This is a genomic window from Mesorhizobium liriopis (genome assembly GCF_024053505.1).
Classification (GTDB): Bacteria; Pseudomonadota; Alphaproteobacteria; order Rhizobiales; family Rhizobiaceae; genus Mesorhizobium_B; species Mesorhizobium_B liriopis.
On sequence record NZ_JAMXQS010000001.1, the window covers coordinates 134634 to 156238 of the forward strand.

A 21605-nucleotide genomic window follows, 5' to 3' on the forward strand; every position below is an offset into this window, starting at 1 on the left:
GTGTCAGTCGCCCTCATCCTCATATCCCACCAGATGCAGCGGCTGCGCCCGGATGCCATTGATCTCGCACCACCGTACCAGCGCCTCCTCGCGCCCATGCGTGACCCACACTTCGGACGCGCCCGTTTCCGCGATCGTTTCGATCAGCTCGTCCCAATCCGAATGGTCGGAGATGATCAGCGGCAGCTCCACGCCGCGCTGCTTGGCGCGCTGGCGGATGCGCATCCAGCCGCTGGCGAAGCTCGCGACCGGATCGGGAAAGCGCCGCGCCCAGCGGTCGGCGAAAGCGGACGGCGGCCCGACCACGATGGCGCCCGCGAAGTCGCCCTTGTTGCCCTTTTCGAGCGTGGCCGGCAGCAACTCGCCCAGCGCCACCCCTTGCTCCTCGTAGAAGCGCGACAGCTTGGCGAGCGCGCCGTGGATATAGATCGGCCTGTCATAGCCCGCATCGCGCACCAGCCGGATCACCCGCTGCGCCTTGCCGAGCGCGTAGGCCCCCACAAGGTGCGCGCGCTCGGGAAACTGCTCGGTCGATTTGATCAGCCGCGCGACCTCTTCCGTGTCCGGCGGATGGCGGAAAACGGGAAGCCCGAATGTCGCCTCGGTGATGAACACGTCGCAGGAAATCGGCGTGAAAGAAAGACAGGTCGGATCGGCGCGCCGCTTGTAGTCGCCCGACGCCACGATGCGGCAATCCTTGTGCTCCACCAGGATCTGCGCGGATCCCAGCACATGTCCCGCAGGGTGAAAGCTCACTTTGACGCCGTTGACCTCGATCACCTCGCCGAGCTTCGCCACCTGCGTCGCGCCTGCGAAATTCTCGCCATAGCGCAGCGCCATGATCTGAAGCGTCTGATCGGTTGCCATCACATGGGCGTGGCCCGAGCGTGCATGGTCCGAATGCCCATGGGTGATGAGCGCCCGGTCCACGGGCCGCACCGGGTCGATGAAAAAATCTCCCGGCGGGCAATAAAGACCCTCGGGTCGGGGATGCAGCAAATCCTTGGCGCGCATACCGAATATATAGGGTTTGCGCTCCCCGCGAAAAGCCTGTTGCGCGCCACCGCACAAAGGCACAAAAGCCCGCGAACGACGCCTCGGAGTCCTGCACTTGAAGCCCTTCAACACCGCCTCGGGCGACCTGATCGCCGACCGCCGTGCGGACTATGCCGAGATGCTGGTGGCGAACGGTGACCCGGCCGCTGCCGCCGAACTCATGCTCGGCGCGCTCGAGCTTGCCCCCGGCTGGGCCGTCGGCTGGTTCCGTCTGGGCGAGATGCACGAAATGGCAGGCGAGGCGGATGCCGCCGAGCGCGCATGGCGCATGGCGCTTCAGGTCGACCCCGCCGACCATTCCGGCGCCACGCTCAAGCTCGCTCTGCTCGGCACTGAGCCCCAGCCCGAAACGCCACCGCCCGCCTTCGTGGAAGCCCTGTTCGACCAATATGCCGACAAGTTCGACGCCTCGCTCGTCGGTGCGCTCGACTACCGCGTGCCCGAACTGCTGTTCGAAGCCATCACCGCGGCTGCCCCCGGCCGCTTCGCCCGCGCGGTCGATCTCGGCTGCGGCACCGGCTTGATGGGCGAGAAGCTGCGCCCGCTGGCGGACAGTCTTGCCGGCTACGACATCTCGGCCGAAATGCTGCGCAAGGCGCGCGGCAAGAACGTCTACGACCAGCTCGAAAAAGCCGATCTCGCCGATCTCCCCTTTGCCGGCCCGCCGGCCGACCTGATCACGGCAGCCGATGTCTTCATGTATCTCGGCGCGCTCGATCATGCTTTCGAAGGCATCAGGAAAATGCTGGCCCAAAACGGCGTCTTCGCTTTCTCCGTCGAACGGGGCGACGAGGCGGTGGCGCTCCGGGAGACCCGCCGCTACGCCCATGCCGAAACCTATATTCGCGACCTGCTCGCCCGAAACAGCCTCGCGATCCTGAGCCTCGAGACGGCAACCATCCGAAAGGACCGCAACGACGATGTCACCGGCTTGATCGTCCTCGCCCGCAAGAGCTGACGCGCGTCGTCCCGATAGCTGCCGGCGCTTGGCCCAAGCCGTGTCGAGCACTACCTTGATGGCGTGACAAAACTCCTCGCCATCGAGCCCCAATCGCTCACCCCCGCCCGCCTGCCCGAACCCTTCGTCAAATGGTTCGCCAAGCGCGGCTGGGCGCCCCGCGCGCACCAGATCGAGCTTCTGGCCCGCGCCCAGGGCGGCGAGTCCATGCTGCTGATCGCACCCACGGGTGCCGGCAAGACGCTAGCCGGTTTTCTGCCATCGCTGGTCGAGCTCACGGAGCGGCCCAAGCGCAAGCCGGGCGAGCCGCAACACGGCATCCACACGCTCTACATCTCGCCGCTCAAGGCGCTCGCCACCGATATCGAGCGCAACCTGAGCAAGCCAGTCGACGAGATGGGCTTGGCCGTGACAATCGAAACCCGCACCGGCGACACGCCTTCCCACAAACGCGCCCGCCAGAAATTGCGCCCGCCGGATATCCTGCTCACCACCCCCGAACAGCTCGCGCTGATGATCGCGCAGCCCGACGCCGCGCGCTTCTTCGCCGACCTCCGTTTCGTGGTCTTCGACGAACTTCACGCGCTCGTCACCAACAAGCGCGGCCATCTTCTCTCGCTCGGCCTCGCCCGCCTGCGCAAATACGCGCCGGGCCTCCAGACGGTGGGCCTTTCCGCAACCGTGTCCGACCCCGCCGAACTCCAGCGCTGGCTTGTGCCCCAAGCCCCGCTCGGCAGCGAAAGCGGGCTGATCACGGTCGATGGCGGTGCGAAACCCACCATCGAGATCCTTGAATCGAAGGAACGCGTGCCATGGGCGGGCCACACCGCGCGTTATGCCATGGCCGAGGTCTATCAGGCCATCCGCGACCACAAGACCACGCTGCTCTTCGTCAACACGCGCTCGCAGGCGGAGATGCTGTTTCAGGAACTGTGGCGCGCCAATGACGACAACCTCCCCATCGCGCTCCATCACGGCTCGCTCGATGTGGGCCAGCGCCGCCGCGTCGAAGCGGCCATGCAGCGCAACGAGTTGCGCGCCATCGTCGCCACCTCGACGCTGGATCTCGGCATCGACTGGGGCGATGTCGATCTCGTGGTCTGCGTCGGCGCGCCCAAGGGCGCCTCGCGCCTCGCCCAGCGCATCGGGCGTTCCAACCACCGCATGGACGAACCCTCCAAGGCCATCCTCGTGCCCGCCAACCGTTTCGAGGTCATGGAGTGCCGCGCGGCCGTGGAGGCCAACTATCTCGGCGCGCAGGACACGCCGCCGCTGATCGCGGGCGGCCTCGACGTGCTTTGCCAGCACATCCTCGGCTGCGCTTGCGCGGCCCCCTTCGACCCCGACGAGCTTCTGGCCGAGCTGCGCACAGCGGCCCCTTATGCCGAGCTTTCCGAGCAGGATTTCGCCCGCGCCGTCGATTTCGTCGCGACCGGCGGCTATTCGCTGCGCGTTTATGAGCGCTACGCCAAGATCAAGCGCACGGCGGACGGTCTCTGGCGCATCACCCATCCGCGCATCGCCCAGCAATACAGGCTGAATGTCGGCACCATCATCGACTCGGCCATGCTCAACGTCCGCTACGCCAAGGCCGGCATGAGCGGGCGGGCCGGGGCCATGCTCGGCCAGGTCGAGGAATTCTTCGCCGAAACGCTGTCGCCCGGCGACACTTTCCTGTTCGCCGGCAAGGTCCTGCGCTTCGAGGGCCTGCGCGAAAGCGACTGCATCGTCTCCAACGCACAGAACTCGGACGCGCAGGTGCCCTATTTTGGCGGCTCCAAATTCCCGCTTTCCACCTATCTCGCCGCCGTCGTGCGCCGCATGCTGGCCGACCCCAAGCGCTGGAGCGAACTGCCGGATCAGGTCTCCGACTGGCTCCGCATCCAGAAGCGCAAGTCCGCGCTGCCCAAGCCCGGCGAACTTCTCGTCGAGACATTTCCGCGCGCCAACCGCTTCTACATGGTGGCCTATCCGTTCGAAGGCCGGCTCGCCCACCAGACGCTCGGCATGCTGCTGACCCGGCGTCTCCAGCGTGCCAATCTCAAGCCGCTGGGTTTCGTCGCGACCGATTATGCGCTCGCCATCTGGGCCGCGCGCGACCTCGGCGAAGCCTTCTCGTGGGACGACACCGCGCTGGACGAGCTTTTCAGCGAGGACATGCTCGGCGAAGACCTCGAAGACTGGCTCGCCGACAGCTACCTGCTCAAGCGAACCTTCCGCCAATGCGCGGTGATCGCGGGACTGATCGACCGCCGCCATCCCGGCAAGGAAAAAAGCGGGCGACAGGTCACGGTCTCGGCCGATCTCGTTTTCGACGTGCTGCGCACCCACGAGCCGGACCATATCCTGATGCAGGCGACGCGCACGGACGCCGCAACCGGGCTTCTCGACATCCGCCGGCTCAACGAAATGTTGAATCGCATCCGCGGCAAAACCGTGCACAAACCGCTTCGCGCGGTTTCGCCGCTGGCTCTTCCCATCATGCTTGAGATCGGCCGCGAGCGCGTGAACTATGACACGGAAGATGAATCACTGGCGCAGGACGCCGACGACCTCATCGCCGAAGCGCTCGGAACGGGATGAAGACTGAGACCACAGAAGGGATCGAAGGCAGAGGACAGGCCGCGACCAGCGAAGCCCTGCTCCACCAGACGCGCGTAGTCTGCGACCATCGCGGCGTGCTCTTCCTGCCCGACTACCGCACGCTCGTCGTGTCCGATTTGCATTTGGAGAAGGGCTCGTCCTTCGCCCGCCGCGGCATGTTCCTGCCCCCTTACGACACCGCGGCCACGCTCAAGCGCCTTTGCGCGCTGGTCGAGGAATACGCGCCGCGCACCGTGATCAGCCTCGGCGACAGCTTCCACGACACCGACGGTCCCGCGCGCCTGATCGAGCCCTTCCGTTCGCAGCTTGCCGATCTGGCCTCGGGCCGCGAATGGTTCTGGATCACCGGCAACCACGACCCGCACCCGCCCGGCGGCCTGCCCGGCGAGACCTTTACCGAACTGCGCATTGCCGGCCTCATCTTCCGCCATGAGCCGCAGGAAAACGCGGAGCCCGGGGAAGTCGCCGGCCACCTGCACCCCTGCGCCAAGATCGTCGCGCGCGGCCGTGGCCTTCGCCGCCGCTGCTTCGCCAGCGATGGCGCCCGCATGATCCTGCCCGCCTTCGGCTCGCTGACGGGCTCGCTCAACGTTCTCGACCGTGCCTATGCGAAGCTCTTCGCCTGGGAACGTTTCACCGCCCACATGATGGGCGGCACCCGCATGTTCGCTGTGCCAAGAACACTGCTCTATCCTGGCTGAACCCATCCATGGCACTGCTTGCCCCTGAAAGGGAGGCTCGCAATGCCCGAGATCATCATCCGCCCCGTCGAGCCGGGCGACCTCGACCAGTGGCTCCTCCTCTGGCAGGGCTATCTTGAGTTTTACAAGCAGCCCTTCGACCGAACGGTCACCGAGACCACCTGGGCCCGCTTCTTCGACCCATCCGAGCCCGTCCACGCTCTCGTCGCCGAGAGCGAAAACCAACTCGTAGGCGTCACCCACTACATCTTCCACCGCAACACCTGGATGGTGAACCCGGTCTGCTACCTGCAGGACCTCTTCACCGCGCCGCAAGCGCGGGGCAGGGGCGTCGGCCGCAAGCTGATCGAAGCGGTCTATGAAGCGGCCAAAGCCGCCGGCTCTCCGCGCGTCTATTGGCTCACCCGTGAGACCAACGCTCAAGCCATCGCGCTTTATGCGAAGATTGCCGAGCGTTCGGGCTTCATTCAGTTCCGCAAGGCGATCGACATAGCGAAGTGACGAGCGCTCTGGATAGAACGCGCGCCGACAGTTGCCAGTCGGTCAGTTCCCTATTCCAAGCGCTGGCAATGAACGTCTCAATCCTTTCGGAAGATCACCCGTCCCAGCCACCCCGTCGCGACTGCCAGCAGCACCGAGCAGAAGCCGTAGAAGATGCCGTGATTGTCGGCCAGCCGAAACAGGGTCTGCTCGAAGCCCGATTTGCGGATCGACAGCTGTGCCGATGTTTCCTTCACGAAGAAGCCGTTCTTGAACAGAAAGGCGCGTGCCTTGTGGGTACCGACGGGCACGTTGGGCGGAAGCGTCAGGGTCGCGCGGAAAAGGTTCTGCGACAGGAACTGCACGTCGCCCGGCCGTTCGCTGTAGAGGCCGGTCTTCAGCATCAGCGAGCGGAGGGCTGTGGTGAACTCCGAGATGCGCAGGGGATCGTCGCGCTTCTGCGGTTCGAGATAGATCGAGGCCGCGCCCAGCGACAGGCGTCGGTAGCTGCCCGGGTCGGTGATGTCCTGATATTGCCGCGTGGTCGCCACCGAATAGCTCGCCGGCACATTGATGAAGCTCTCGGACTGCGTGTTGATCCACATCCCGAGCACGCGGTTTTTGCGGCGCACCACGATGGGCCGTGCGGGGCCTTCCAGCACCACCACGATGTCGTAGCGGTTCTGCCGCGCGATCAGCGGATCGGCGTTTTCGAGCGAGCCGAAAATGGTGAGGTCGGCGCCGGAAAAATCGGCGGTGATGCTGATGTGGTCGGTGGAAAGCCCGATCTGGATGCTTTCTGGGTTGTCGGTCTGCTGCGCGCGTGCCGTCAATATGCTCAGCGAGAAGAACAGGAGGAAGAGCGCGCCCAGCCGTTTCACGCTCAGGCCCCGGTAAAGGTGGTGAGCGAATAGATGTCGTCGGGCGTCAGGAAGAGGTCGAGCGCGAGACGCAGGCAGACGGCGAGCACGAGCAGAGCAAGCAGTGCGCGCAACTGTTCGCCACGCAGCTTCTGGCCGGCCTTGGCGCCGTATTGCGCACCCGCCACGCCTCCGATCATCAAGAGAAAGGCCAGGATCACGTCCACCGTACGGTTGGTGGAAGCGTGCACCATGGTCGTGTAGCTCGCCACGAATATCATCTGAAACAGCGAGGTTCCCACCACGACATTGGTGGGAACCTTGAGCAGATAGATCAGGGCCGGCACCATGATGAAGCCGCCGCCGACACCCATGATCGAGGACAAGAAGCCGATGCCGGCGCCCAGGCCCAGGACGGGGATGATGCTGACGAAGAGCTTCGAGGCACGGAAGCGCATCTTGAAGGGCAGGCGCAGGATCCAGTTGTGCTGGCCGGGTTTGCGCAGGGCAGGTGCCGCGCCGTCGCGCGAGCGGCGGATGGCGTTGACGCTTTCCACCAGCATCAGCCCGCCCACCGTGCCCAGAAACACGACGTAGAGGATCGACACGATCAGGTCGAGCTGGCCGACGCTGCGCAGGAAAGTGAAGGCGGCGGCGCCCAATGTGGCACCGAACACGCCGCCGATCATCAGGACCGTGCCGAGCTTGAAGTCGATCGTGCGCCGCTTGAGATGCACCAGCGCGCCCGAGACGGATGAGGCGACCACCTGGTTCGCGCCCGTCGCCACCGCGATGGCCGGCGGAATGTTGTAGAAGATCAGAAGCGGGGTGATCAGGAAGCCGCCGCCCACGCCGAACATGCCCGACAGGAAGCCGACTGCTGCCCCCATGAAGAGCAGCACGACCACGTTCACCGACATTTCCGCGATGGGAAGGTAGATACCCACTTACACGCCTGCTTGCCCCACTTGGACGACAGGCCGATGCCCGTCTGATCCGGGCCTATCATTCCCGGATGTTTCTCGGCACCGTTCGTTGCGCCAATCTGTGCCGAGAATGAGGCTTCGGGCCGCAAATTGCATTACGGCCCGAAACGAAATGTTTGGAATGGTTAGCGGAACCGATCCGGCTACTTCTTGGCGATGAGAGCCTGCACCAATTTCTGGTCCACTTCGCCGGTCGGCGACAGGTCGTTGTCCTTCTGGAACTGAACGATGGCCGCCTTGGTCTTGGTGCCCATCACGCCGTCCGGGCTCCCCGCCTCATAACCGTTCTTGGCGAGGATCAGCTGGATCGTGCGTACGGCGGCCTTCATGTCCACCGGCTTGTTCTCGACGGTCGTGGACGGCCCTTCGTTCCAGGTCTCGGGCAGCTCGACGCGGTTGGCTTCCGGATCGACCGGCTTGGCTTTCCAGAGCTCAGCCGTGGTCTTGGCGCGCTGCAAAGCGTCGGCGCTCAGCGTCTTGCCGATCTCGTCACGCTTGGCGCCCGCATCCGCGTCGCCCTGCGCCGCAACGACCGCGAACCACTTGTAGGACGCTTCGAGGTCGCGGGGCATGCCGACGCCCTTGGCGGCGAGGATGCCGAGGTTGAACTGGCTGTCGCGCACGCCATGTTCGGCGGCAGCCGTGAACCAGCGCACGGCGGCCTCGTTGTCTACCGCTCCATTGGCACCCATGGCATTGAGCACCGCGAGGTTGTGCATCGCGGACGCGTTGCCCTTTTCGGCCGCCTGCTCGTACCATTTGCGAGCGCCGGCGAGGTCGCGCGTCCGGCCCGTTCCCTTTTCGAGAAAGCTGCCCATCCGGTATTCGGCTGGTGCCAGGCCGAGGCCCGCTGCCTTCTCCATCAGGTTCGCGGCCAGAGCGGGATCGGCTTTCACGCCGCGCCCTTCGGCCAGTCGCGACGCGACCTCGAACAGCGCCTTGGCATCACCCGCTTCGGCGGCTGTGCGCAGTGCGCTGGGGCTGATCTCGGCAGGGATAGTGATCGCAGCGGTTGCGACCGGAGCGGCCTCCGTGCTTGCCGGCTCCGCAGCGGCGTTCGTCATCGGAGCCGCGCCATCGATCCGGGCCGCGATCGGGTCGCTGTCCTGATCTGCCTGGGCGGGCAGGGCGGCTTCTACCTTTGGTGCCTCGGGCTCCACAGTCCGCGCAACCGGTGCGGGGGCGCTCGCAACCGCGCTGACCGTTTCCGTCTTCACCTCGACCGGCGCGGCAATCTTCGCCGCCGCCATGGCCGGCATTGCCTCGATGGCCCTTTGCGGGACGCTCGCCGTCGGCTGCGCGTCGAGCGCGAGCTCGCGGGTGGCGAGATAGTGATTGCCGACCTGCAGGCCTGCCAGCGCGATCATCACCGCACCCACGGCCATCAGCACCGACTTGCGACGGCGCTTGAGAAGATCGGTCAGGCGTCCGCCCGAAGCCGCGCCCGAGCCGGACTTGCGCTTCAGCGTCTCGGCTTCGGCCGCTGCCGCCTGGGCGGCACGGCGCGCAGCCGCGATGAAGTCTGACTTGGCGACATCCGCATCGCCATTGCCCGAACGCTCGTCGCGCACCCGGCGCATGATGGCGCCAAGATCGGGGCCGCCCGTGTTGGGCTCGATCGGCTCGTTGCGAGGTGCTGCGCCCAGTGGTGCGTCGAGCGAGACGGCAGGCGTCTCTTCAGCCTCAGCAGCCGGTACCACGACCGCCGGCTCGCTCTTCGGAGCCGCCGCTTCCTGCTTGCGGAAGGCGCGCGACAACCCGCCGAGCAGCGAGCGCTTCTCCGCCTTGGCCCCCGGCGTTTCTGTGACCGGAGCGTCCGCTATGGTCTCGCTCGGCATGGCGTCCGCAGGTTCCATCTCGATCACGTCGAGCGGCGGCGTGTTCTCGATGGTCAGCTTGGCCGTCTCAGCCGGCGCTTCCGCTTTCGGCTCTTCGCGGCGGGTTTCGAGTGAGCCCAGGCGCTCCACGATCTTGATCAGCGTGTCGTGGATAGCCTCGAAAGTCTTGGCGTTGCGCTCGTCCGAGCGCTTGGTCAGCGCTTCGAGCGCCTTCAGATCATCGGTCAAGCCGGCAACGGTGGAAGCCACAGCCTTTCCGTCCTCGCTCGTCAGATCGAGCGAACGCACCGCGTTCTCGGCCGCCTCGCGCGCGGCGGAAACCACCGCATCATGGTTGGCCGCGATCTTCTCCTCGATCTTGTCGAGGCGCGGGGTGATCTCTTCCATATCGGCGCGTGACAGGCGAGGCTGGCTCAGGTGCTCGGTCAACACCTTGATCTGCGCTTCGAGCGAGCGGATCAGCTTGCTCTCGCCCTTGCCGGCCGGCGCACGCTCTTCGAGCTTGCGCGCGAAATCCTCGAAGCGCGCATCGATGATGCCGAGAATGTCGTCATGTGCGGGGGCTGGCGCAGGCGTCTGCGCCGCCACCGTATCGAGCTTCAGCGACACTTCGTCCAGGCGCTTTTCGAGATCGCGGAACAGAAGCGTATTGCGCTCCGGCTCGCTGCCCATGCGCTTTTCGAGCATGACGGACAGCGCATCGAACCGCTGCTCGATGGCCTTGAACAGAAAATCCGGGTCGGGCAGCGCCGGCACCGCATCGAGCTTGGCCGCGATGATCGCGACCTGATTCGATAGCTGCTCGATCGCCTTGTGCGGCAGGTTGGCGCGCGCGCCCAACTCGTCCACACGCTCCGACAGCTGGGTCAGGCGGCGCATGATCTCGTCGGACGGCTCTTCAGCGCGCGCACTCATCTGGCGCGACACCGAAGCGAGCTGTGCTTCCAAACGCGCGAGCGGTTCTGCGTCGAAGGGCAGGGGCTTGAGCGATGCGGTTGAGGCGACGAGCGCGCGGGAGATCTCTTCCAGCCGCGCCTCGACATTGGTGCCCTGCGGCTTGCGGATGTTCTCTTCGAGCTGGTCGAGCCGCGTGTGCAGCGATGCGACCGAGCCCTTCGCCGTGCGGTCCGAATGCGCGAGCTGGCTCAAGGAGGAGCGCACTTCCTCAAGGTCGGCCTTGAGCGATTCCACACCCCTGTTCTGCTGGCGCTCGCCCACCGCGCGGATGGCATCCTGCAGCCGCTCGAACTCGTCCTGCAGCGAAGGCACCGCAGGGGACGGCGCACGCGCCTCGCTTTGCGGAAGGTCGGTCTTGCGACGTGAATAGCCCGAAACATTCTCCGGCTTGCGGTTCTGGCGGTCGAGCGCGTCGCGCATTTCGCGGAGTTCGTCGGCGATGCGGCTGGCGGCCCCCGCCTCGTCCTGCTTGAGACGGGCGCGCTCCACTTCGCGTGCCATCCAGCCGAGGCTTTCTGGCGCGCCGACGTCGCGCTCGTCTTCTTCGCGCAAGGCATCGCTCATCTGGCGCACATGCTCGTCGAGCAGATCCAGCGAGCGGTCGAGCCGCTCGTTGGAAAAGGCAGGCCGCCTCTGGCGCCCGGCATTCAGCGTATCGAGATAGGAGCGCCTGCTGGTCACCGGTGCAATCCCTTGCGAATCGAGCCGCATTCCGGCTCACCTGAAACTGTTTTGCCGGTGGGACCTCTCGCGGGACTGGAAGCGGGCGAAACGGTCGAGCCGTAAAGATTCTGCTTCCAAGACCGGGACCGAACCGCCGGTCCGGCCACATTCATCCGATTATGGTAAACAACGCGTTAACCAAGATTACCGCTTCGATTGCATGAAAGCGGCAAGCAAATATTTCCAAGTGAAATCGGTATCACCGTCCAGCGGCGCTTGCGTGAGGAAAAACGCGGCCATATGTGGAGTGGCTTAACCGGCCGATCGACGCGGCCATAATCCCACATCAGCTGACGGCAGCATTTTTCGTTGTCGTCCCGACGCATGGCTCGGGCCTGTCCGGGCTTGCGCTTCATGGGCAAAAGCAAAAACAAATGACCGAACCGCAGCACCGCCTCATGGCGAGCGAGCCTACGTCCTTCGAACCGGTGATCAACGACGCTGCCGACGATTCCGACGAACTGACCCGCATTGGCGACATGGCGCAACGCTTCGGCGTGTCGCTCCGCACGCTTCGCTTCTATGAGGACAAGGGCCTTCTCTCGCCCCAGCGCGAGGGCAACACCCGCCTCTACACGCGCCGCGACCGTGCGCGCATGTCGATCATCATGCTCGGCCGCAAAGTCGGCTTCTCGCTCCGCGACGTGAAGCAGATCATCGATCTTTACGATCCGAAAGGTCCGAACACCAAGCAGTTCCGCTTCGCGCTCGACAAGTCGGAAAAGCAGCTCAACCGCCTGCACAAGCAGCGCACCCAGCTCGACGAGGCCATCGGCGAACTGGGCCAGACCATTGATTTTCTTCGCAACAAGCTCGGCCCCAAGGCGCCTGAGTCCAAGACGCGCCAGTAAGCGTTTCTCATTCTCCACCTGAACGTGAAGCCCGGCCGGTCCCCATGCCCGCCGGGCTTTTTGCTTTCCGCTGCACCAACTCCTTGAGCGTCAATCAAACGAGCCGTTGCTCCGCGCTACGCTCTTGAAATCCTCTTGGTGCAAACAAAAGTGACGTTTACGCAAACGTCAAAATTTGCTACCACTTTGAGGAGTTGAGCGGACAGGGGAAAGAGTGTCCGCCTCGCAACTATTTCGAGTTCAGGGAGACCGCATGCCGACCTATCGCGCGCCGACCAAAGACACGCTTTTCGTGCTTCAGGAAGTTCTCGGCTTCGAACGTTATTCCAACCTGCCGGGTTTCGCCGATCTAGGCAGCGAGACCTTGGAAGCCGTGCTGGAAGAGGGCGCCAAGCTCTCCGAGAACGTGCTGCAGCCGACCAACCGCGTCGGCGATACGGTCGGCTGCGTCCGGCTCGACGACGGCACGGTGAAGACGCCCGACGGCTTCAAGGCGGCTTACGATCAGTATCGCGAGGGCGGTTGGCTGGGCCTTGCAGTCCCCGAGGAATATGGCGGGCAGGGGCTTCCCTACAGCCTGCACACGGCTGTCTCCGAATACATGATCGCCGCCAATATGTCGCTCATGATGTATCCGGGTCTGACCCAAGGCGCCATCGCGGCCCTCATCGCCCATGGCACGGACGAGCAGAAGGCGCAGTGGCTGCCACCGCTGGTGGAAGGCCGCTGGACCGGCACCATGAACCTCACCGAGCCCCATGCCGGCACCGACCTCGGCCTGCTGCGCACCAAGGCCGTGCCCGCAGGCGACGGTTCCTATCGCATCACAGGCCAGAAGATCTTCATCTCGGCCGGCGAGCACGATCTTGCCGAGAACATCGTCCACCTGGTTCTCGCCCGTATCGAAGGCGGACCGGCAGGCTCCAAGGGCATCTCGCTCTTCGTCGTGCCGAAATTCCTGCCGGACGGAGAAGAGCTCCGAGAGCGCAACGCCGTGTCCTGCGGGGCCATCGAGGAAAAGATGGGCATCCACGGCAATGCCACCTGCGTCATGAACTATGACGGCGCGACCGGCTGGCTGCTCGGCACCGAGCATGGGGGCTTGCGCGCCATGTTCACGATGATGAACGAGGCGCGCCTCGGCGTCGGGCTGCAGGGCCTCGCCATCGGTGAGGTCGCCACCCAGAATGCCGTGGCCTATGCCAAGGATCGCATTCAGGGCCGCTCGCTGTCCGGGGCCAAATCGCCCGACAAGGCGGCCGATCCGATCATCGTCCACGCCGATGTGCGTCGCAACCTGATGACCGCGCGCGCCTTCAACGAAGGCGGCCGCGCGCTGGCCCTCTGGACTGCGCTCCAATCCGACCTCGCCCATCGCTCGCCCGACGACAAGCAGAGGCAGGAAGCCGATGACCTGCTCGGGCTCCTGACCCCCGTGGTCAAGGGTGTCTTGACCGACAAGGGCTTCGACCATGCGGTAACGGCCCAGGGCGTGCTCGGCGGCCATGGCTATATCGAGGAATGGGGCATGAGCCAGTTCGTGCGCGATGCCCGCATCGCCATGATCTATGAAGGCACCAATGGCGTCCAGGCCATGGACCTCGTCGGCCGCAAGCTGCCCGCCAATGGCGGTCGCGCCGTTCAGCTCTTCTTCAAACAGGTCGGCGAGTTCTGCGAGGAGAACCGGGGTGACGAAAAGCTCACCCCTGTCACCAAGGCGCTCAAGAGAGGCCTGAACGATTTGCAGGCGGCCACCATGTGGCTCGTTCAGAACGCCATGCAGAAGCCCGACAATGCGGGGGCAGCTGCGACCGACTATCTTCACCTCATGGGCCTCGTGTCGATCGGCTACATGTGGGCGCAGATGATCAAGGCCGCGCAAGCCAGGATTGCGGCCGGCGCCAACGGCTCGGCGAGCTTCCTCGAAAACAAGCTCGTGACCGGCCGCTTCTTCATGGAGCGCGTGATGTCCGAAACCGCGCTTCGCCTCGCACGTATTCAGTCGGGCGCGGACACGCTTATGGCGCTGCCCGACGAGGCATTCTAAGGTTCGAGTGACGCCAAGAGGATCAGCCGCGATGACCGAAGCTTACGTCTATGACGCCGTGCGCACACCGCGCGGACGGGGCAAGAAGGATGGTGCGCTGCACGAGGTGCCGGCCGTGCGGCTGGGTGCCGGCGTGCTCAGTGCCTTGCGCGACCGCAACGGCCTCGACACGGCGCAGGTGGACGACATCATCTTCGGCTGCGTCGATCCGGTCGGCGAGGCGGGCTCGGTCATCCCGCGTTCTGCCGCCTTCGAGGCGGGCTACGACTTCAGGGCGCCGGGCATGCAGATCTCGCGCTTCTGCGCGTCCGGTCTCGATGCCATCAATCTCGGTGCCGCCAAGATCGTGGCCGGCTCCGATGATATCGTGATCGCAGGCGGCGTCGAATCCATGTCGCGCGTCGGCATGGGAATGTCGGGCGGAGCCTGGTACATGGACCCCTCCGTATCGCTCCCTGGCTGGTTCATGCCCCAGGGCGTTTCCGCTGATCTGATTGCCACCAAATACGGCTTCAGCCGCGACGATGTGGACGCCTATGCGGTGGAAAGCCAGAAGCGCGCGGCGGCCGCCTGGGACGATGGTCGCTTCAAGAACTCGGTGGTGCCGGTCAAGGATGTGAACGGCCTCACCATTCTCGACCGCGACGAGCATATGCGCCCCACCACCGACATGCAGTCGCTGGCGTCCCTCAACCCGTCTTTCGTGATCCCCGGTGAGATGGGCGGCTTCGATGCGGTTGCCGTCCAGCGCTATCCCGAACTCGAAGGCATCAACCACGTCCACCACGCGGGCAATTCCTCAGGGATCGTCGATGGCGCGGCGGCCGTTCTCCTGGGCTCCAAGGAAGCGGGCGCGGGCCTCGGCCTGAAGCCCCGTGCACGCATCAAGGCCTTCGCGAATATCGGTTCCGAGCCCGCGATGATGCTGACGGGCCCCGTCGATGTTACCGAAAAGCTCCTCAAGCGGTCCGGCCTGACGCTCGCCGACATCGACCTCTTCGAACTGAACGAGGCCTTTGCCAGCGTCGTGCTGCGCTACATCCAGGCCTTCGATATTCCGGAAGATCGTATCAACGTGAACGGCGGTGCCATCGCCATGGGTCATCCGCTGGGCGCGACGGGTGCGATGATCTTCGGCACGGTTCTCGACGAGTTGGAGCGCCGCGACCTCAACACGGCGCTCGTGACACTTTGCATCGGCGCCGGCATGGGCACGGCGACCATCATCGAGCGCGTCTAAGCTCCACCTTTCATTTCCGGATCAAGGGAGCGAACCACCCATGACCTACACGAATTTCACGCTCGACACGGATGCGGAAGGCATCGCCCTGCTCACCTGGGACATGCCTGACCGTTCCATGAACGTCTTCACCGAAAGCGTCATGGAGGAACTCGACGCGATCCTTGCCGAAGTGGTCGCGAATGACGCCATCAAGGGTGTGGTGCTGACCTCCGGCAAGAAGGATTTCTCCGGCGGCGCGGACCTCAACATGCTCAAGCGCATGATGGCCCAGTTCGAAGCCGAGAAGACGCGCGACCCCGGGAATGCCACCAAGCTCTTGTTCGAGAATGCCGGCCTGATGACCGGCCTGTTCCGGCGCATCGAGACCTGCGGCAAGCCCTGGGTGGCGGCTATCAACGGCACCTGCATGGGCGGCGCGTTCGAGATCTCGCTCGCCTGCCACGGCCGTGTCGCCGCCGACAGCGAGCGCGTGAAGCTGGCGCTGCCCGAGGTCAAGGTCGGCATCTTCCCCGGCGCCGGCGGCACCCAGCGCGTACCACGTCTGGCCGACACGCAGGCCGCCCTTCAGATGCTGACCACCGGCCAGACGCTGACGCCGCAAAAGGCCAAGGGCATGAACCTCATCCATGCCATCGCCGCCCCCGATCAGCTCATTGAAACGGCGAAAAAGATGATCCGCGACGGGCTCAAGCCTGTGCAGCCCTGGGACGAGAAGGGCTTCAAGATCCCCGGCGGGCCGGTTTACTCGGCGGCGGGCGCGAACCTCTGGCCGCCGGCCGCCGCCATCCTGCGCCGCGAGACCAATCTAAACTACCCCGGCGCCGCCGCGATCCTCAAATGCGTCTATGAAGGCCTGCTCGTGCCCTTCGACACGGCGCTCAAGATCGAGCAGCGCTACTTCACGCAAATCCTGCAAACCACCGAAGCCGCCATGATGGTGCGCTCGCTCTTCGTCTCGCTGCAGGAACTGAACAAGGGCGCCCGCCGCCCGGCTGGCGTGCCCGAAACGAAGTTCTCCAAGATCGGTGTGATCGGCGCGGGCTTCATGGGCGCCGGCATTGCCTATGTCACGGCCAAGGCCGGCATCCCGGTGGTGCTTGTGGATCGCGACCAGGAGTCGGCCCAAAAGGGCAAGGCGCATTCCGACACGCTGATGGCCGAGCAGGTCAAGAAGGGCCGCGCCAAGCCGGAAGACAAGGAAAAGCTCCTTGCCCTCATCACGCCCACCGCTGACTACGCGGCCCTCGAAGGCTGCGAACTGGTGATCGAAGCGGTTTTCGAGGATTCAACCGTCAAGAAGGCCGCGACGCAAGCCGCCGAAGCGGCCATCGGCGACACCGCCATCTTCGCGTCCAACACCTCGACCATCCCCATCAGCGCACTCGCCGGCAACTCCGTGCGGCCCGACAGCTTTGTGGGCATCCACTTCTTCTCGCCAGTCGACAAGATGATGCTGGTGGAAGTGATCCGTGGCGAGAAGACCGGCGAAAAGGCGATTGCGACGGCACTCGATTATGTGCGTGCAATCAAGAAGACGCCCGTTCTGGTCAACGACACGCGCGGCTTCTTCGTCAATCGCTGCGTCCTGAAATACATCGCCGAAGCCTATCGCATGCTGATCGAGGGCGTGCCCGCGCCAATGATCGAGAACGCCGCCAAGTTCGCCGGCATGCCGGTCGGACCGCTGGCGCTCGCCGACGAGGTGGCGCTCGATCTCGCCCAGAAGATCATGCGCCAGACCGTGCGCGACCTGGGCGAAGGGGCTGTCGAAGCCGATCAGCTCAAGCTCGTGGACGAAATGGTCGACCGCTTCGATCGCAAGGGCCGCAAGAACGCCAAGGGCTTCTACGATTACCCGGCGAAGCCCGCGAAAAAGGCGCTCTGGCCCGGCCTGAAAGACCTCTATCCGCAAAAGGCCCCCGAGGCCGTCGATTTCGATGAGCTGAAAAAGCGCTTCCTGTTCGTGATCGCCATCGAGGCCGCGCGCGTGATGGAAGAAGGCATCGTCACCGACCCACGCGAAGCGGATGTCGGCTCCATCCTGGCCTTCGGCTTCGCGCCCTATACCGGCGGCGTGCTTTCGATGATCGACGGCATGGGCGCGGCGAAGTTCGTGGCCGAGGCCGATGCGCTCAAGGCCAAGCACGGCGCACCGTTCGAAGTGCCGCAGCTCCTGCGCGACATGGCGAAGAGCAACGACACGTTCTATGCCCGCTTCAATCCTTACCCGCCCGAGAAAGAGGCCGCCTGAGGCAAAAGCGGGCGCCTTTCGCTGGACACCGGGAAGGGCTCGCCCTACAACATTAGGGGCAAGGATTTTTTTCCTCTGGAGGGGCAGGCGCGATGCTTTCGCATGAGCGGGTCTGGGCGGCGATCGATGCATTGGCTGCCCGCTATTCGCTTTCGGCGTCGGGGCTCGCCAAGCGTGCCGGGCTCGATTCCACGGCCTTCAACAAGTCCAAGCGCTGCTCCGTCGATGGCCGCCCGCGCTGGCCTTCAACGGAATCGCTGGCCAAGGTGATCGAAGCGACGGGATCGTCGCTCGACGAATTCCTGTCGCTGGTCGATGGCGAAAAGGAAGCCGCATCCGGCGGCTCCCGTGTGCCGCTGATCGGCTTCGCGCAGGCCGGTGCCGGCGGCTTCTTCACCGATGCCGGCTTTCCCGTGGGGCAGGGCTGGGAGATGGTGGACCTGCCCGCCGCTGCGCGTGAAGGATCCTATGCTCTGCAAGTCCAGGGCGATTCCATGCTGCCGCTTTATCGCGACGGCGATGTGCTGATCGTCGAGCCCGAAACGACGGTGCGCAAGGGCGACCGCGTGGTGGTCAAGACCACCGGAGGCGAGGTGATGGCCAAGGTCCTGATGCGCCAGTCGAGCGAGGGTGTCGAACTCCTGTCACTCAACCCCGAGCACCCGTTGCGGGAAATCCCGGCCGCCGAGATCGACTGGATCGCGCGCATCGTCTGGGCCAGCCAGTAAGGACCTCCTCGCATGCGTCCCGCAGCCATCAACGGCATCGCAGCGCTCGGGCTCGTGGTGCTTTCCAGCGCGATGGTCGCCCTTGCGCCGAATCCGAACGACAGCGCTTCGGCGCTGGATCGATCGCCCGCCACGCAGCTCAGCGCCGAAGATGCCGCCGACATGGATGCGCTGACCGCCGAGCCATCACCGGACGACACCGCCGCCGAGAATGCGACGGATGAAACGGCGGCACCTTCCGACCAGACTGCCGCCGCCAAACCTGAGATCGATCCGCAAACAGGCCTCGAACGTTTGCCCGCGCGTCCGCCCCTGAGCGAGCCCGAAAAGCCGGAAGCGCCCAAGCCGACACTGCTTTATCGCCCCGTCGCCACTGCCGCCGGCCGTCTGGAAGCGGGCGGGCATGTGGTCGAGGTTCAGGGCGTGAAGATCACGGAAGCCGACCAGGTCTGCGATGCGCCGAACGGCAAGTCATGGGCCTGCGGGGTCGTCGCCCGCACCGCCTTCCGCAACTGGCTGCGCAACCGCGCCGTGCTCTGCACCGTGCCCGACAAGCCGTCGAGCGCGGTGGTCAAGTCATCCTGCACGGTCGGCAACGAGGATGCGGCGGCATGGCTCGTCGCGCATGGCTTCGCCGAAACGGACGACAGTGGCCCTTATGCGGAAGCCCAGGCCGAGGCCAGGAAAGTCGGCCGCGGCATCTGGGGTTCCGCACCCGCCTCAGGCGGCTGAAGCGAGTTTTCCCTCAAGCGCGTCGGCAATGAGCGCCCGCGTTTCCTTGACGCCGTAAAGTGCCGCGAACGAGCCGAAGCGCGGGCCGCGCTCCTGACCGATCAGCACCTGATAGATCATCTGGAAGAACGCCACCGACACGCCGGGCCCACCTTCCGGGCTCTTCTTGGCATGGTCCTGATAGCGCGGAATGGCGCGTGCCACATCGAGCGCCGCGTTCTGGATGGCCCCGCCATCTGCAGCCGCCGGCAATGCGGCGAGCGCGTCCGAAAGCTTCGCCAAGGCCGCGCGCTCTTCTTCGTCCGGGGCGCGATGCACCTTGGCCGGCTTCACGAAATCCTCGAAGTAGCGGATCGCATAGCCTGCGAGCCGGTCGAGTTCGGGATGCGTTTCGGCCGTCACGCCCGGCGCATAGCGCGAGATGAACCCCCAGAGCACGCCCTTGTCGCCCGCATTCGAGGCGCTGACGAGGTTGAGCAGAAGGCCGAAGGGCACCGGCAGGTCGATCGCCGGCGGATTGCCGTTGTGGATGTGCCAGACCGGATTGCCGAGCTGTTCCTTGATCTCCTGACGCGGATAGGCCGAAAGGAACTGGTAATATTCTTCCACCGCCCGCGGGATGACGTCGAAGTAAAGCTTCTTCGCCTGGCGCGGCCGCTGGAACATGTAAAGCGCCAGGCTTTCGGTCGGCGCATAAGTGAGCCACTCGTCGATGGTCAGCCCGTTGCCCTTCGACTTCGAGATCTTCTGGCCGACTTCGTCGAGGAACAGCTCATACACGAAATGCTCTGGCGGGCGCCCGCCGAGGATCGCGCAGATGCGGTCATAGATCACCTGATTGGTCTGGTGATCCTTGCCGAACATCTCGAAATCGACATCAAGCGCAGCCCAGCGCATGCCGAAATCCGGCTTCCACTGCAGCTTCACCGCGCCGCCCGTCACAGGCAGGGTGGTCTCCTCGCCGTCCTCGTCGTCGAAGGTGATGGTGCCGGCTTCCGCGTCCACCTTCTTCATGGGCACGTAGAGCACGCGTCCCGTCTTGGGCGAGATCGGCAGGAAGGGGCTATAGGTCGCCTGACGCTCGGGCCCGAGCGTCGGCAGCATCACCTTCATGATGTCGTCATAGCGTTCGGCTGCGAGCTTCAGCACCGCATCGAAGCGGCCCGCTTTGTAGTATTCGGTGGCACTCGCGAACTCGTAGTCGAAGCCGAACGTGTCGAGAAAGCGCCGCAGCATTGCATTGTTGTGGTGCCCGAAGCTTGGGTAGTCGCCCCCGAACGGGTTCGGCACCGAGGTTAGCGGCATATGCAGGTAGGGCTCGAGGAAGGTGCGGTCCGGCACGTTGTCCGGGATCTTGCGCATCCCGTCCATGTCGTCCGAAAAGCAGAGCAGGCGCGTCGGCACCTTGTCTTCGGTGAGCACACGAAAGGCGTGGCGCACCATGGTCGTGCGCGCCACTTCGCCGAAAGTGCCGATATGGGGCAGGCCGGAAGGGCCATAGCCTGTTTCGAACAGCACGGCCTCTGGATAGCCCGTGTCCTTGTAGCGCGCGATGATCTTCTGCGCTTCCTCGAACGGCCAAGCCTTGCTTTCACCGGCGGCGCGGAGGGTTTCAGGGCTCACATCGATCATCGCGGACAGTCCATCATTGCGAGCGTCAGGCTCTAGGCAAGCGAGCCCGAGCCGTCAACGCGCAGGATCAGTAGAAGCCGACAGGAAAGGTACGCAGGTAGAGTTCGGTAAAGCGCCCATTCGTGGCGATCGTCTGCAGCGCATAGTCGAGCCCGGCTAGAAGATCGGCATCCTCGCGCTTGACGGCGATCGACAGTCCCGTGCCGAGATATTCGGGCGCAAGGTAGGGTCCGCCGGCAAAGACACAGCACCCGCGCCCTTCCTCGCCTGCCAGCCAGTAGGACAGCCGCATCCCATCACCGAAAATCGCCGCGATCTTCTTTTCGCGCAGGTCGCGATAAAGCTCTTCGGGCTTGGCGTAAGGCTTCACATCGAGCCCGTCGAACTCCGCCCGCAGCATCTTTTCATGTGCCCCACCCGCCAGCACGCCGACCGCCTTGCCATGCAGGCTTTTCACCAGCGGCTCGGCCGGCAGCTGATCTTTCAGGGTCACGAACCGGGCCGGAAACCAGAGAAACGGCCGCGTGAAGCCCAGCGTCTCCCGCGCCTCCGCATTGGCCGCCACGCCCGCGATGATCGCCTCGCCCTCGCCACGCAATAGGGCCGGGCGCAACTCGCTCCACGGCAGCGCCTGAATCTGACACTTGTCGCCGAGTTTCAGCTCCGCACAAATGGCCCGCGCGAGATCGATGTGAAAACCCGACAACTGGCCCTGAGCATCGATCGCGTTGAACGGCGGAAAATCCGTGCTGGTCAGAAAGCGCAGGCGGGGCAGGGCGGAGAGATCGGGGGACGCCAGCCGTTCGCGCGGTTCCCAAAGCAGCGGGATCTTGGGCTCCTGTGCCCATGCGGCGCCGGGCAGAAGCAGCCCGGCGCAAAGCACTGCCATCTTCACGCGCTGCGTCGTTCGAAGGAGCTTTGAAGGGGATGCGGCCATATCTCACCCCTAGCATCCGCC

Annotated in this window: 16 protein-coding genes; 10 read left to right on the forward strand and 6 right to left on the reverse strand. The window is 64.8% G+C overall.

What is annotated here, in order from left to right:
* Positions 1–3 precede the first annotated feature (3 nt).
* Entirely contained in the window at positions 4–1014 is a 1011-nt protein-coding gene (locus NGM99_RS00680; RefSeq protein ID WP_252815124.1) for a ligase-associated DNA damage response exonuclease, read from the reverse strand.
* A gap of 97 nt (positions 1015–1111) precedes the next feature.
* Between NGM99_RS00680 and NGM99_RS00685 the strand changes: the two genes are divergently transcribed.
* The 4 genes from NGM99_RS00685 (at position 1112) to NGM99_RS00700 (ending at position 5820) form a co-directional block, all read left to right on the forward strand.
* Positions 1112–2014 carry a class I SAM-dependent DNA methyltransferase gene (locus NGM99_RS00685; protein ID WP_252815125.1) on the forward strand — a complete coding sequence of 301 codons (903 nt, stop codon included), beginning with the start codon at positions 1112–1114 and terminating at the stop codon, positions 2012–2014.
* A gap of 63 nt (positions 2015–2077) precedes the next feature.
* Positions 2078–4597 (forward strand): ligase-associated DNA damage response DEXH box helicase, encoded by a 2520-nt coding sequence (locus NGM99_RS00690; RefSeq protein WP_252815126.1) that lies wholly within the window; start codon positions 2078–2080, stop codon positions 4595–4597.
* The gene (pdeM, locus tag NGM99_RS00695) at positions 4594–5319 is read left to right on the forward strand and encodes a ligase-associated DNA damage response endonuclease PdeM (protein WP_252815127.1); all 726 of its coding nucleotides are present in this window, start codon (positions 4594–4596) and stop codon (positions 5317–5319) included. The genes NGM99_RS00690 and pdeM overlap by 4 nt, the downstream gene beginning before the upstream one ends.
* Positions 5320–5361: 42 nt before the next feature.
* Positions 5362–5820 carry a GNAT family N-acetyltransferase gene (locus NGM99_RS00700; RefSeq protein WP_252815128.1) on the forward strand — a complete coding sequence of 153 codons (459 nt, stop codon included), beginning with the start codon at positions 5362–5364 and terminating at the stop codon, positions 5818–5820.
* A 77-nt stretch (positions 5821–5897) separates the two neighbouring features.
* Here the strand turns inward: NGM99_RS00700 and NGM99_RS00705 are convergent, their stop codons facing one another.
* The 3 genes from NGM99_RS00705 to NGM99_RS00715 all read right to left on the reverse strand — a co-directional run bounded on the left by NGM99_RS00705 (position 5898) and on the right by NGM99_RS00715 (position 11121).
* Entirely contained in the window at positions 5898–6680 is a 783-nt protein-coding gene (locus tag NGM99_RS00705) for a TIGR02186 family protein (protein WP_353937359.1), read from the reverse strand.
* 2 nt (positions 6681–6682) lie between these two features.
* Positions 6683–7606, reverse strand: a complete 924-nt coding sequence (locus tag NGM99_RS00710; RefSeq protein ID WP_252815129.1) for a sulfite exporter TauE/SafE family protein — start codon at positions 7604–7606, stop codon at positions 6683–6685.
* A gap of 182 nt (positions 7607–7788) precedes the next feature.
* Positions 7789–11121 (reverse strand): peptidoglycan-binding protein, encoded by a 3333-nt coding sequence (locus NGM99_RS00715; RefSeq protein WP_252815130.1) that lies wholly within the window; start codon positions 11119–11121, stop codon positions 7789–7791.
* 416 nt (positions 11122–11537) lie between these two features.
* On the opposite strand from NGM99_RS00715, the gene NGM99_RS00720 reads away from it, so the two are divergent.
* The 6 genes from NGM99_RS00720 to NGM99_RS00745 all read left to right on the forward strand — a co-directional run bounded on the left by NGM99_RS00720 (position 11538) and on the right by NGM99_RS00745 (position 19015).
* On the forward strand, positions 11538–12014 hold the full coding sequence (locus tag NGM99_RS00720; protein ID WP_435371360.1) for a MerR family transcriptional regulator: 477 nt from the start codon (positions 11538–11540) through the stop codon (positions 12012–12014).
* A 253-nt stretch (positions 12015–12267) separates the two neighbouring features.
* Positions 12268–14061: an acyl-CoA dehydrogenase gene (locus NGM99_RS00725; protein WP_252815131.1), complete on the forward strand. Its 1794-nt coding sequence runs from the start codon at positions 12268–12270 to the stop codon at positions 14059–14061.
* 31 nt (positions 14062–14092) lie between these two features.
* On the forward strand, positions 14093–15301 hold the full coding sequence (locus NGM99_RS00730; RefSeq protein ID WP_252815132.1) for an acetyl-CoA C-acetyltransferase: 1209 nt from the start codon (positions 14093–14095) through the stop codon (positions 15299–15301).
* A gap of 40 nt (positions 15302–15341) precedes the next feature.
* The gene (locus NGM99_RS00735) at positions 15342–17555 is read left to right on the forward strand and encodes a 3-hydroxyacyl-CoA dehydrogenase NAD-binding domain-containing protein (RefSeq protein ID WP_252815133.1); all 2214 of its coding nucleotides are present in this window, start codon (positions 15342–15344) and stop codon (positions 17553–17555) included.
* A 92-nt stretch (positions 17556–17647) separates the two neighbouring features.
* Positions 17648–18283: a S24 family peptidase gene (locus tag NGM99_RS00740; protein WP_252815134.1), complete on the forward strand. Its 636-nt coding sequence runs from the start codon at positions 17648–17650 to the stop codon at positions 18281–18283.
* A gap of 12 nt (positions 18284–18295) precedes the next feature.
* On the forward strand, positions 18296–19015 hold the full coding sequence (locus NGM99_RS00745; protein ID WP_252815135.1) for a thermonuclease family protein: 720 nt from the start codon (positions 18296–18298) through the stop codon (positions 19013–19015).
* Here the strand turns inward: NGM99_RS00745 and NGM99_RS00750 are convergent.
* Entirely contained in the window at positions 19004–20647 is a 1644-nt protein-coding gene (locus tag NGM99_RS00750) for a lysine--tRNA ligase (protein ID WP_252815136.1), read from the reverse strand. The two genes, NGM99_RS00745 and NGM99_RS00750, sit on opposite strands and share 12 nt — an antisense overlap.
* 67 nt (positions 20648–20714) lie before the next feature.
* Positions 20715–21536 (reverse strand): transporter substrate-binding domain-containing protein, encoded by an 822-nt coding sequence (locus NGM99_RS00755; RefSeq protein ID WP_252815137.1) that lies wholly within the window; start codon positions 21534–21536, stop codon positions 20715–20717.
* Positions 21537–21605: the final 69 nt, after the last annotated feature.

Bases quoted from the DNA above. Each gene is read 5' to 3' on its own strand.
- NGM99_RS00680 (WP_252815124.1), bottom strand. From the start codon at position 1,014: ATGCGCGCCAAGGATTTGCTGCATCCCCGACCCGAGGGTCTTTATTGC.
- pdeM (WP_252815127.1), top strand. From the start codon at position 4,594: ATGAAGACTGAGACCACAGAAGGGATCGAAGGCAGAGGACAGGCCGCG.
- NGM99_RS00700 (WP_252815128.1), top strand. From the start codon at position 5,362: ATGCCCGAGATCATCATCCGCCCCGTCGAGCCGGGCGACCTCGACCAG.
- NGM99_RS00720 (WP_435371360.1), top strand. From the start codon at position 11,538: ATGACCGAACCGCAGCACCGCCTCATGGCGAGCGAGCCTACGTCCTTC.
- NGM99_RS00725 (WP_252815131.1), top strand. From the start codon at position 12,268: ATGCCGACCTATCGCGCGCCGACCAAAGACACGCTTTTCGTGCTTCAG.
- NGM99_RS00730 (WP_252815132.1), top strand. From the start codon at position 14,093: ATGACCGAAGCTTACGTCTATGACGCCGTGCGCACACCGCGCGGACGG.
- NGM99_RS00735 (WP_252815133.1), top strand. From the start codon at position 15,342: ATGACCTACACGAATTTCACGCTCGACACGGATGCGGAAGGCATCGCC.
- NGM99_RS00740 (WP_252815134.1), top strand. From the start codon at position 17,648: ATGCTTTCGCATGAGCGGGTCTGGGCGGCGATCGATGCATTGGCTGCC.
- NGM99_RS00745 (WP_252815135.1), top strand. From the start codon at position 18,296: ATGCGTCCCGCAGCCATCAACGGCATCGCAGCGCTCGGGCTCGTGGTG.
- NGM99_RS00750 (WP_252815136.1), bottom strand. From the start codon at position 20,647: ATGATCGATGTGAGCCCTGAAACCCTCCGCGCCGCCGGTGAAAGCAAG.
- NGM99_RS00755 (WP_252815137.1), bottom strand. From the start codon at position 21,536: ATGGCAGTGCTTTGCGCCGGGCTGCTTCTGCCCGGCGCCGCATGGGCA.